Source organism: Streptomyces sp. DS1-CR2 (genome assembly GCF_055760475.1).
Window position 1 is genome coordinate 8,891,967 of sequence record NZ_CM147085.1, and the last position, 12,007, is coordinate 8,903,973.

9 protein-coding genes are annotated in these 12,007 nt (G+C 69.4%); 3 read left to right on the forward strand and 6 right to left on the reverse strand.

The window, feature by feature from the left end:
* Positions 1-193: 193 nt before the first annotated feature.
* From ACY0PA_RS41655 to rhaI, 6 genes are all read right to left on the reverse strand, one after another.
* On the reverse strand, positions 194-856 hold the full coding sequence (locus ACY0PA_RS41655; RefSeq protein WP_473082523.1) for a LutC/YkgG family protein: 663 nt from the start codon (positions 854-856) through the stop codon (positions 194-196).
* Positions 853-2,289, reverse strand: coding sequence for a LutB/LldF family L-lactate oxidation iron-sulfur protein (locus ACY0PA_RS41660; RefSeq protein ID WP_473082524.1), 1,437 nt, complete (start codon positions 2,287-2,289; stop codon positions 853-855). The genes ACY0PA_RS41655 and ACY0PA_RS41660 overlap by 4 nt, the downstream gene beginning before the upstream one ends.
* Positions 2,286-3,029, reverse strand: coding sequence for a (Fe-S)-binding protein (locus ACY0PA_RS41665; RefSeq protein ID WP_473082525.1), 744 nt, complete (start codon positions 3,027-3,029; stop codon positions 2,286-2,288). Before ACY0PA_RS41665 ends, ACY0PA_RS41660 begins: the two co-directional genes overlap by 4 nt.
* A complete protein-coding gene (locus tag ACY0PA_RS41670) occupies positions 3,029-4,495 on the reverse strand; it encodes a rhamnulokinase (RefSeq protein ID WP_473082526.1) in 1,467 nt (488 codons plus the stop codon). Before ACY0PA_RS41670 ends, ACY0PA_RS41665 begins: the two co-directional genes overlap by 1 nt.
* A gap of 119 nt (positions 4,496-4,614) precedes the next feature.
* The gene (locus ACY0PA_RS41675; RefSeq protein ID WP_473082527.1) at positions 4,615-6,660 is read right to left on the reverse strand and encodes a bifunctional aldolase/short-chain dehydrogenase; all 2,046 of its coding nucleotides are present in this window, start codon (positions 6,658-6,660) and stop codon (positions 4,615-4,617) included.
* Between the two features lie 56 nt (positions 6,661-6,716).
* Positions 6,717-7,883: an L-rhamnose isomerase gene (gene rhaI, locus ACY0PA_RS41680; protein WP_473082528.1), complete on the reverse strand. Its 1,167-nt coding sequence runs from the start codon at positions 7,881-7,883 to the stop codon at positions 6,717-6,719.
* 458 nt (positions 7,884-8,341) lie between these two features.
* On the opposite strand from rhaI, the gene ACY0PA_RS41685 reads away from it, so the two are divergent.
* The 3 genes from ACY0PA_RS41685 to ACY0PA_RS41695 are packed head-to-tail and all read left to right on the forward strand — an operon-like array spanning position 8,342 to position 11,956.
* A complete protein-coding gene (locus ACY0PA_RS41685; protein ID WP_473082529.1) occupies positions 8,342-9,871 on the forward strand; it encodes a sugar ABC transporter ATP-binding protein in 1,530 nt (509 codons plus the stop codon).
* Positions 9,872-9,873: 2 nt separating this feature from the next.
* The gene (locus ACY0PA_RS41690; protein WP_473086601.1) at positions 9,874-10,923 is read left to right on the forward strand and encodes an ABC transporter permease; all 1,050 of its coding nucleotides are present in this window, start codon (positions 9,874-9,876) and stop codon (positions 10,921-10,923) included.
* On the forward strand, positions 10,916-11,956 hold the full coding sequence (locus tag ACY0PA_RS41695) for an ABC transporter permease (protein WP_473082530.1): 1,041 nt from the start codon (positions 10,916-10,918) through the stop codon (positions 11,954-11,956). Before ACY0PA_RS41690 ends, ACY0PA_RS41695 begins: the two co-directional genes overlap by 8 nt.
* Positions 11,957-12,007 lie beyond the last annotated feature (51 nt).

Sequence of the window (12,007 nt, forward strand, 5' to 3'; positions counted from 1 at the left end):
ACCGATCACGAGAGGGGGCGCCGGGAGGATGGAAGTACTTCACGAACGCTGTGCGGGAGAAGCAGGTGGTGTTCGGGGACTCGAGGTCGACGGGCGCCCGCCAGCAGGGGCGCGGCAAGCGCGAGCGGCGGCCAGTTCAATCCTATGCGCGGCCCCGCAGCTTCTTCAGTGGCACGACATGCGGCCGTGCGGCTCAGGTGGTGAGCAGCACTACATGCAGGGTGCGCGGCCCGTGCACTCCTTCGACACGGTCGAGCTCGATGTCGCTGGTGGCGGACGGTCCCGAGATCCAGGTGAGCGGGCGGCCGGGGTCCAGGCGGGGGAGCGACTGCGGGACCGAGGCGACGACCTGATCCCTGGTGCGCACGATGCAGATGTGCAGATCGGGGACGAGGGTGAGCGCACGACGGCCCTGCCCCGGGCCGCCGTCCAGGACGATCGTGCCGGTCTCCGCGATGGCCAGGGCGCAGGCGGTGACCACGGCGTCGATGGCGTCGAGGTCGTACGGCGTGAGGACGGTACCGCCCGGCGCTCCCACGTCCGGCAGTTGCTCGACCTTGGTACCGGACAGCCATCTGGCCGGCAGGCCCGGTGGCACCGCGAGAGTGCGAACGCCTTGCTCGGCGAGCAACGTCCCTATGAGTGAAGGGAGTTCGTCATCTGTGGCCCGGTGCACGATCGCCCGGTAGTCGGCCAGGTTCTCGTGCAGCAGGTCGAGGACCTTAGCGGCATCGTCGATGGTGTGCGTGGTGAGATACTCGCGCGTGGGCTCGGGCGTCTCGGGTGCGTCGGTGAGGGCCTCGCGTACGCGGGCCAGTATCCGCTCGCGGGACGAGGGCGGCGTGGGGGAGCTCATGTGCGGTTCTTCTTCCACCAGTCGCGGAACGGTTCGGCGGGCATCCGGGGCAGGTCGCGGCTGTTGGTCCACTGCCCGGCACCCGGGCCGGGGAGCTTCTTCGGGTGCAGTTTGCGGGTCCTTGACGCGACGCGTTCGCCTGCCGCGAGGGCGCCGGGGTGGTCGAGGACCCAACCCGCTGCCTTGATCGCGGCTTTCTCAAGGCGGTGGCCGGGGCCTCCTTGGTCGGCGACCTTCTCGCGCAGGTGGACGAGGACTTCGGGGATATCGATGGCGACCGGGCAGACCTCGTAGCAGGCTCCGCAGAGGCTGGAGGCGTAGGGGAGGGATGCGTCGATCTCGCTTGCTGTGCCGCGGAGTTGAGGGCTGAGGATGGCGCCGATGGGGCCGGGGTAGACGGAGCCGTACGCGTGGCCGCCGGCCCGCTCGTACACCGGGCACACATTCAGGCAGGCGGAGCAGCGGATGCAGCGCAGGGCTTGGCGGCCGACTTCGTCGGCGAGGGTGTCGGTGCGGCCGTTGTCGAGGAGGACGAGGTGGAAGGCGCGTGGGCCGTCCGCGGTCTTGGTGTCGGTGGTGCCGGTCCACATCGAGGTGTATGGGTTCATGCGCTCGGCCGTGGAGGAGCGGGGGAGGGTCTGGAGGAAGACTTCGAGGTCGCGCCAGGTGGGGATGATCTTCTCGATGCCGACGACGGAGATCAGGGTCTCGGGGAGGGTGAGGCACATGCGGCCGTTGCCCTCGGACTCGACGACGACGAGGGTGCCGGTCTCGGCGACCATGAAGTTGGCGCCGGAGATGCCGACCTTGGCGCGCAGGAATTTCTCGCGCAGGTGCAGGCGCGCGGCCTCGGCCAGCTCCGCGGGGGTGTCCGTCAGATCCTCGGGGGCCGGACGCCCCCAACTGCCCATCTCCTTCGCGAAGATGTCGCGGATTTCGCTGCGGTTGCGGTGGATGGCGGGGACGAGGATGTGGGAGGGGCGGTCGTGGCCGAGTTGCACGATGAGTTCGGCGAGGTCGGTTTCGTAGGCGTGGATCCCGGCTTCTTCGAGTGCTTCGTTGAGGCCGATCTCCTGGGTGGCCATCGATTTGACCTTGACGACCTCGGACTCGCCGGTCTCCTTGACCAGGCGGGTCACGATCCGGTTGGCCTCGTCGGCGTCGGCGGCCCAGTGGACGATGCCGCCGGCCGCGGTGACGGACTCCTCCAACTGCACGAGGTAGGTGTCGAGATGGCGGAGCGTGTGGTCCTTGATCTGCTTGCCGGCCTCGCGCAGGAGCGCCCAGTCGTCGAGTTCGGCGACGGCTTTGGCGCGCTTGTCGCGGATGGTGTGGGTGGCGTGGCGGAGGTTGGCGCGCAGGGTGGTGTTGCCGACGGCCTCATGGGCGGCTTTGGGGAAGGCGGGCATGCCGACGAAGGTGCTGCCGCTCATGACAGGGGCTCCTCTTCCGTGCTCGCCAGGATCTCCGCCAGGTGCAGGGCTCGCTGTGGGGCATCCTGGCGGCGCAGGATGCCGTCGATGTGCATCAGGCACGAGTTGTCGGCGCCGCACAGGACGTCGGCGCCGGTCGACCGGGCGCTGCGGACCTTGTCCTCGCCCATCGCCGCGGACACGTCCGCGTTCTTCACCGCGAACGTGCCGCCGAAGCCGCAGCACTCCTCCGCGCCGGGCAGCTCGATCAGCTCAAGGCCCCTTACCGCTTTGAGGAGTTGGGTAGGCCGATCACCCAGGCCCAGCATGCGCAGGCCGTGACAGGAGGGGTGATACGTCACCGTGTGCGGGAAGTACGCCCCCACATCGGTCACTTGGAGTACGTCGACCAGGAACTCGGTCAGCTCGTACATGCGTGGGACCAGGGAGTCCGCGACCTTGGTCAGCCGGGGGTCGGCGCCCTTCGCGGCGATCCGCGGGTAGTTGTCGCGGACCATCGCCGCGCAGGAGCCCGACGGGGTGACGACATAGTCGTAGCCGTCGAAGGCGCGGCCCATGCGGCGCACGAGGGGCTCGGTGTCGCGGCGGTAGCCGGTGTTGAACTGGGGCTGCCCGCAACAGGTCTGGGCGGCAGGGAAGTCGACCTGCACGCCGAGGCGTTCGAGGAGCCGGACGGTGGCGATGGCCGTGGAGGGGTAGACGGCATCGTTCACGCAGGTGGCAAAGAGGGCGACACGCATCACGACTCCTTCGTGGTGGGGAGGCGGGAGGCGGCCGTCGCCCAGGAGGCGTCGTCGCCGCTCGGTGTGTAGTGGCGCAGCTCCTGGGTGTCGGCGATGAGACGGCGCATCGCGGCCAGGTCGCCGACGCGTCCATGGGCTCGGGCCTGTACGAGGATGTTGCCGAGGGCCGTCGCCTCGGTGGGGCCGGCGATCACGGGGAGGCCGGTGGCGTCGGCGGTGAGCCGGCAGAGCAGCTCGTTGCGGGACCCGCCGCCCACCAGATGGACGTGGCTGACGTCGCGGTCGGCGAGAACGGAGGCCTGGCGCAGGACGGTGCGGTGGGCCAGAGCCAGCGATTCCAGGATGCAGCGGACCAGGGCACCCTGGCTGTCGGGCACCGGTTGACCGGTGCGGCGGCAGTAGGCGCGGATGCGTTCGGGCATGTCGCCGGGGGCCAGGAACTCCGGTGCCTGCGCGTCGACGAGGGCGGCGAACGGCTCGGCGCGGGCGGCATCGGCGAGCAGGGCGGGCAGATCGGTGGGAAGGCCCTGCATCGTCCAGGTGCGGCGGCACTCCTCGAGCAGCCACAGGCCCATGATGTTGCGCAGATAGCGGATGGTGCCGTCGATGCCACGTTCGTTGGTGAAGTTCGCGGCGCGGGATGCCTCGGTCAGCACTGGTCTGTCGAGCTCCAGCCCTGCCAGGGACCAAGTGCCGCACGAGATGTACGCGAAGCCCTCGGTCGTGGCCGGGACAGCGGCGACGGCCGAGGCCGTGTCGTGCGATGCGACGGTGACAACGGGGGTGTCGGCGGACAGCCCGGTGTACGCGGCAACGTGCGGGAGGAGCGTGCCGGCAAGGTCGCCGGGTGCGCGCAGAGGCGGCAGCAGCCCCGGGTCCAGCGAGAGCCGGTTCAGGATGTGGCCCGCCCAGGTGCCGGTGCGCGCGTCGAAGAGGCCGGTGGTGGAGGCGTTGGTCTCCTCCGCGCCGATGGAGCCCGTCAGCCAGTGGACCAGCAGGTCGGGGATCATCAGGAGGGTCCGGGCGGCGTCGATCTGCGCACTGTCCGCACTGGCGGCCAGCTGGTACACGGTGGTGAACGGGAGATGCTGGAGCCCGGTGACCTGATACAGCTCGTTCGACCCGATCCTGGGCCACACCTCGCGGGCCGCGACGTCTTCGGTGCGGTTGTCGCGGTAGTGGAACGGGTGCCCCAGCAAGGCGCCGTCCGCGTCCAGGAGCCCGTAGTCGACGGCCCAGGTGTCGACGCCGATCGAGGCGACCTGTCCGCCGGCGCGCAGGCCGTCGAGGATGCTCTGGTAGAGGGCGAGAACATCCCAACGCAGTCCGTCCGGCAGCTGGACGGGAGTGTTGGGGAACCGGTGTGCCTCGGTGAGGTCGAGGGTGTCCGGGCCTACGCGGCCCAGGATGACCCGGCCGCTGGTGGCGCCCAGGTCTACCGCGGCGTAGGGGGTGTTGTGCATGTGGTTCGCCTTTGCGCCGTGTCAGTGGGTGTTCGGGGGCGGGCCCGGGTTGTCTGTGGCTGGTCGGGCAGTTCCCCGCGCCCCTGGAGGGGCGCCGGTTCCCCGGCGCCCCGTGGGTGTCACCGCAGGAACGCGGCGGCGACGCCCGCGTCCACCGGAATGTGGAGGCCCGTCGTGTGGGTCAGGTCGCCGCCCGTGAGGGTGAAGACGGCGTTCGCGACGTGCTCGGGGAGGACCTCGCGCTTGAGGAGGGTGCGCTGGGCGTAGAACTCGCCGAGCTTGTCCTCCTCGATGCCGTACGTCGCCGCGCGCTGCGCGCCCCAGCCGCCCGCGAAGATCCCGGAGCCGCGCACGACACCGTCCGGGTTGACGCCGTTGACGCGGATGCCGTGCTCGCCCAGCTCGGCGGCCAGCAGGCGGACCTGGTGGGCCTGGTCGGCCTTGGTCGCGGAGTAGGCGACGTTGTTGGGGCCGGCGAAGACCGCGTTCTTGGACGCGATGTAGACGATGTCGCCGCCCATGCCCTGCGCCCGCATCACCCGCGCGGCCTCCCGGGAGACCAGGAAGGAGCCGCGCGCCATGATGGCGTGCTGGAGGTCCCAGTCCTTGGCCGTCGTCTCCAGGAGCGGCTTGGAGATGGAGATGCCCGCGTTGTTGACAACGAGGTCCACGCCGCCGAAGGCGAGCGCCGCCTCCGCGAAGACCTGAGTGATCTGGTCCTCGGCGGTGACGTCGACCGTCACTGCGATCGCCGTGTCCGGGCCGCCCAGCTCCTCCGCGACGGCGACGGCGTTTTCGGCGTTCAGGTCGGCGATCACTACGCAGGCACCTTCGGCGGCGAGTCGCTGGGCGATCGCCTTGCCGATGCCGGAGCCGCCACCGGTGACCAGGGCCACCCGGGTGGCCAGGGCCTTGGGCTTCGGCATCCGCTGGAGCTTGGCCTCCTCGAGGGACCAGTACTCGATACGGAACTTCTCCGACTCCTCGATCGGCGCGTACGTGGAGACCGCCTCGGCGCCGCGCATGACGTTGATGGCGTTGAGGTAGAACTCTCCCGCCACGCGGGCCGTCTGCTTGTCCGTGCCGAAGCTGAACATGCCGACACCGGGGATCAGCACGATGGCCGGGTCCGCGCCGCGCATCGCGGGGGAGTCGGGGGTGGCGTGCCGCTGGTAGTAGGCGGCGTACTCCTCGCGGTAGGCGGCGTGCAGTTCACCCAGCCGGGCCTCGACGGTGTCGAGTTCGGCCGTGGGCGGCAGGTCGAGGACGAGCGGGCGCACCTTCGTACGGAGGAAGTGGTCGGGGCAGGAGGTGCCGAGCGCGGCCAGACGTGGGTGCTCGGCGCTCGCCAGGAAGTCGAGCACGGCCTCGGAGTCGTCGAAGTGGCCGACTTGGGGGCGATCGGTGGATGCCAGCCCCCGGATGAGGGGGGCGAGGTGGGCGGCCCGTGCGCGGCGCTGGGCTGCGCCGAGCGCCGCGTAACCGTCGAGGACCGGGCCGAAGGGCTCGGCCTTGCCACGCTCGGCGAGGAACGTCTCGGCGGTGCGGATGATGAACAGGGAGTTGGCCTCGCACTCCTCTGCGGTGTCGCCCCACGCGGTGACGCCGTGGCCGCCCAGCACGCAGCCGATCGCCTGCGGGTTCGCTTCCTTGATCGCAGCGATGTCCAGTCCGAGCTGGAAGCCGGGGCGCCGCCACGGCACCCAGACGACCTTCTCGCCGAAGCATTCGGCGGTCAGTTTCTCGCCGTCGGCGGCGCAGGCCAGGGCGATGCCGGAGTCGGGGTGCAGATGGTCGACGTGTGCCGCGTCCACCAGGCCGTGCATGGCGGTGTCGATGGAGGGGGCGGCGCCGCCCTTGCCGTGCAGGCAGTAGTCGAACGCCGCGACCATCTCGTCCTCGCGCTCCACGCCCGGGTAGACGCCGGTGAGCGCCCGCAGCCGGTCGAGTCGCAGTACGGCGAGTCCGGCCTCCTTGAGGGTGCCCAGGTCGCCGCCCGAGCCCTTGACCCACATCAGCTCGACGTCCCCGCCGGTGACCGGGTCGGTCTCGGTGCCCTTGGCGGAGGTGTTGCCGCCGGCGTAGTTGGTGTTGCGGGGATCGGCGCCGAGCCGGTTCGAGCGCGCCAGCAGCGCGGCTACTTCGGGATGCGTGGCGGAGGCCATGACGTTTTTCCTTTGCGAGTCAGGGGGTGCAGTGTTGAGGGCCGGGGATCGTGCGCTCAGGCCCCCCAACCGGCCTGATCGCCACCTACCCGCTCGGCCACGATCCGCGCCTGCCACCCGGATGCGGCGTACGCGGCGACCGGGTTCGGGTGCAGCCCCCGCTCCTCGCGCCACTCGGCCAGCAACGGCCGGACATCGGTGTTGTACGCGTCCATCAGCGCCGCGTTGGAGGCGAGCACGTCACCTGTGGCCTGCGCATTCCGCAGCGCATCGAGGTCGACGAGCAGTGCCTTGGCCGTGGCCTCCTGCACGTTCATCACGGAGCGGATGACCGCCGGGATCTTCGCCTCGATGTTGTGGCACTGGTCGAGCATGAACGCGACGTTCGTCTCCGGTTCGAAGCCGCCGTTCTTGGCGACCTCGTGCAGGATGCGGAAGAGCTGGAAGGGGTCGGCGGAGCCGACCATCAGGTCGTCGTCGGCGTAGAAGCGGGAGTTGAAGTCGAAGCCGCCGAGCTTCCCCTCGCGCAGCAGCAGCGCCACGATGTACTCGATGTTGGTGCCCGGCGCGTGGTGGCCGGTGTCCACGACGACCTGGGCGCGCTCACCGAGCTTCATGCACTGCAGGTACGAGGTGCCCCAGTCCGGCACGTCCGTCGTGTAGAAGGCCGGCTCGAAGAACTTGTACTCCAGGAGCATCCGCTGGTCGTCGCCGAGCCGCTCATAGACCGTGGCGAGGGATTCGGCGAGGCGGTCCTGGCGGGCCACGATGTCGTCCTGGCCGGGGTAGTTGGTGCCGTCGGCGAACCACAGCTTGAGGTCCTTCGATCCCGTCGCGTCCATGATGTCGACGCATTCGAGCAGGTGGCCCACGGCCTTGCGGCGCACCTTGGGATCCGGGTGACAGACGCTGCCGAGTTTGTAGTCGTCATCCTGGAAGGTATTGGAGTTGATGGCGCCCAGCTCGACGTTCCGCTCCTTCGCGTACGCCGCGAGTGCCGCGTAGTCGTCGACGGTGTCCCAGGGGATGTGCAGCGAGACCTTGGGGGCGATACCGGTGAACTCGTGCACCTTCGCCGCGTCGTCCAGCTTCTCGCGGGGGGTGCGGGGCACACCGGCCTGGGCGAACACCTTGAACCGGGTGCCGGAGTTGCCGTAGCCCCAGGACGGCGTCTCGATCCGCTGGTTGGCGAGTGCGGCCTTCACGGCAGCGATGTCAGGCATGTCCACCTCTGGATGACTGGGGGAGTGTGCACGGCCCGGAAGCGGGGCCCACGAGCGCAGGAATCGAGACCATGCGGTGACGCCATGCGGCGACGACTGTGAATCGATTCATTCGATGGGGAGAAATTAGCTCCCACCCGAGGGGGCGTCAAGGTGTGGACGTGAATGGACGACGCTCCGTTCCTAGTTACTGAATCGTGCCGTTCGCGTGTCCAGGTGGCTGTTGGTGCGGAAATCGCTGCAGGTCAGTGCTCATTGGAAGCGTCTCGGAGGTCGCCTGGAGGCCTGGGGAATCGGATTGACCTCTTGACCAGTCCGGCGGGTGGGACTAGCTTCCGGGCAACCCCACTGAAACATTTCATGCCGGGTGGCACATGCGGCATTGGTCGGCGCGGGTCCGACACACACCATCCCGGCACACCCCCGGCACATGTCTGGGCAGACCCATGGAGACACGCATGACGCATCCTGAACCGGAGACGACTCCGGTGCTCGCGCTGGAGGAGGTGAGCAAATCCTTCGGTGCCGTGCGCGCCCTGCGCGGTGTTTCGCTGCGTCTGTACGCCGGCGAGGCGCACGCCCTGGCCGGCGAGAACGGCGCGGGCAAGTCGACGTTGATCAAGGCCCTCGCCGGGGTGCACCGCCCCGACGCCGGCACGGTCCTGCTCGACGGCGCGCCGGTCGAGTTCCATGGTCCCGCCGATGCACGGGACGCCGGCGTCGCGGTCATCTATCAGGAGCCGACGCTCTTCCTCGATCTGTCCGTCGCCGAGAACATCTTCATGGGCCGCCAGCCCAGGCGATCTCTCAACCGTGTGGACCACAGGGCGGTCAAGCAGGCCGCTGCCGATCTGTTCGCGCGGCTCGGCGTCGACCTCGACCCGGACCAGCCGGCGCGCGGTCTGTCCATCGCCGACCAGCAGCTCGTCGAGATCGCCAAGGCGCTTTCCTTCGACGCCCGGGTCCTGATCATGGACGAGCCGACCGCGGCGCTCACCGGCAGCGAGGTCGCCCGCCTGTTCGGCGTCGTCAGGACGCTGCGCGAGCAGGGCGCCGCCGTGCTGTTCATCTCGCACCGCCTGGAGGAGATCTTCGCGCTCTGCCAGCGTGTCACCACCTTGCGCGACGGCGCCTTGATCGGGAGTGAACCGCTGGAGGGGCTGACCGAGGACGACCTCGTGCGCCGCATGGTCGGCCGCGACCTCGACGAGCTCTACCCCAAGCAGGAGACCGAGGCCGGCGAAGTCGCCCTGCAGGTTCGCAGGCTGACCCGCGAGGGAGTCTTCACCGACGTGTCGTTCGAGGTACGGCGCGGTGAGATCGTCGGCCTCGCGGGGCTCGTGGGCGCCGGTCGCAGCGAGGTGGCCCGCGCCGTGTTCGGCGTGGACCGGTTCGACGGCGGCGAGGTCGAGGTGCTCGGCACCAGGCTCAAGCCGGGCGCGCCCAGTGTGGCCATGGCCGCAGGCCTGGCCCTCGTGCCCGAGGACCGGCGCGCCCAGGGTCTGGTGATGGACATGTCCATCGAGCGGAACATCGGTCTGACCGGCTTCGCCGAGACCACGCGCGCAGGCCTCATGAACCGCAGGGCCGAGCGCAGCCGCAGTGTCGACTGGGCCGTGAAGCTTCAGGTCAAGTACGCGCGTCTCGCCGATGTCGTCGGCACGCTCTCCGGTGGTAACCAGCAGAAGGTCGTGCTGGCCAAGTGGCTCGCCACCGGGCCGCAGGTGCTGATCGTGGACGAGCCGACGCGGGGGATCGACGTCGGGACGAAGGCCGAGGTGCACCGGCTGTTGTCGTCCCTCGCCGCCGAGGGAGTCGCCGTCCTCATGATCTCCTCCGACCTGCCGGAAATCCTCGGCATGGCCGATCGGGTGCTGGTGATGCATGAGGGCCGGCTCACCGCCGAGATCCCGCGGGCCGAGGCCACTGAGGAGACCGTGATGGCTGCCGCCACCGGCCGTACGAAGGAAGGGAGTGCGGCCGCGTGACCATGACCGCCCAGCCCGTGCGGAGCGAATCCGCACCCCGGCCCACCGCATCCAGGCAGTTCATCGACAAGGTGTTCAAGGCCCGCGAACTGGCCGTCGCCGTCGTCCTCGTCGTCATGCTGCTCGCCACCCAGATATCCAACGGCGAGTTCCTGTCCGAGCAGGGCGTCAAGGACCTGCTCCTGAACTCCACGATCCTCGTCCTCGTCGCCACCGGCCAGGCCGTCGTCGTCATCACCCGCAACGTCGACCTGTCCGTCGGCTCGGTGCTCGGTATTTCTGCCTTCGCCGCGGGCAACTACTTGCAGAGCGGCGGAAACTCGCTGATCGCCGTGCTCCTGGCCGTCGCGCTCGGCGCCGTCTTCGGTTTGCTGAACGGCGCGCTCGTCAGTCTCGGCAAGGTGCCCGCCCTCGTCGTCACGCTCGGCACGCTGTACGTGGTGCGCGGCATCGACTCCATCTGGGTCGGCTCCAGGCAGATCACCGCGGACGGTCTGCCGGGCGGTTTCGTCGACTTCGGCACCAACGGGATCTCGGTCGTGCCCTACCTGGCGCTGCTGACCGTCGCCGTGCTGCTCTGCGTGGGCTACTACCTTCGCAGCTACCGCAGCGGCCGCGACATGTACGCGCTCGGCTCCAGCCCCGAGGCCGCCAACTTGGCGGGTGTTCCGGTGCGCAAGCGCATCATGACCGCGTACGTCCTGTGCGGCGCGCTCGCGGGCCTGGCCGGCGCCCTGTACCTGGCGCGGTTCGGCAACGTCGACTCCGCGACCGGCAACGGCTACGAACTCACCGTCGTCAGCGCCGTCGTCGTCGGCGGAGTCGCCTTCACCGGCGGCGCGGGGACCGTTTACGGCGCGGCCCTCGGCGCGCTGCTGCTGACCTCCATCAACAGCGTCCTGCCTGCTCTCGGCGTCAGCTCCGTCTGGGTGACCGCGATCAACGGCCTCCTGCTGCTGCTGGCCATCGCCGTGGACCGGATCCTGGCGCTGCGCGTCGCCGCAGTGCTGCGCAAGCAGGCCGCACAGATGAGGAGTGCCCGCCATGACTGACATCACGGCTCCCAAGCCCACAGCCCGCCGTGGCCTGGGCGGAGCGGTCCGCTGGGACACCGCGGTCGGCGTCCTGCTCGTTCTCCTGCTGCTGTTCTCGTTCTCGTTCGTCGACAACTTCGGCAATGCACTCAACGTGTCGTTCCTGATCGGCAACACGCTCCCGATCGCGCTCATCGCGCTCCCGATGACGATGCTCGTCGTCTCCGGCGAGGTCGATCTTTCCGTGGGCTCGACGGTCGGCCTGTCCAGCGCCGTGATGGGCGCCCTGTGGAACCAGGGCATGGCCATCGAGACGATCATCCCGATCTGTCTCGTACTGGGTGTCGTCTGCGGCCTGATCAACGGCCTGCTCGTGACCCGCCTCGGCCTGCCGTCCCTCGCCGTCACCATCGGCACCATGGCCGCCTACCGTGGCATCGCCCAGATCGTCCTCGGCTCCGACTCGGTCACCGACTTCCCGTCCCAGTACCTGGACTTCGGTGCCGGCCGCTTCGGCGACACCATCATCCCGTACGCCGCCCTGCCGTTCGTGGTGCTGCTCGCCATCGCCGTGGTCGTCCTGCATGGCACGCCGGTCGGCCGCTCACTCTTCGCGATCGGCGCCAGCGAGGAGGCCGCACGGTTCGCCGGCATCCGCGTCAAGCGGCTCAAGCTGTCCATGTTCGTGACGACCGGCCTGCTGTCCGCGCTCACCGGCGTCTTCTGGACCCTCCACTACGCCAGCGCCCGTTACGACAACGCGAGTGGACTCGAACTCTCCGTCATCGCCGCCGTGTTGCTCGGCGGAATCGACTTCGACGGCGGCAAGGGCACACTGGGCGGCGCCATCGCCGGTGTGTTCCTGCTCGGCACGCTGCAGAACGTGATGAGCCTCGTCAACGTCTCCGCCCAGTCCCAGATCCTCGTCACCGGCGTCCTGCTGGTGATCTCCGTACTCGCCCCCCGTGTCGGCCGGCAGCTCGCTCAGGCCAGAGCAAGGAAGAAGACGGCGGCGACGCCGCCTCCCTCGCCGGCGCCCGTCACGTCGTAGGGCAGCCAACTCCCGTTCCGTCCACCGCTGTACACCGTCGTACTCCGCAAA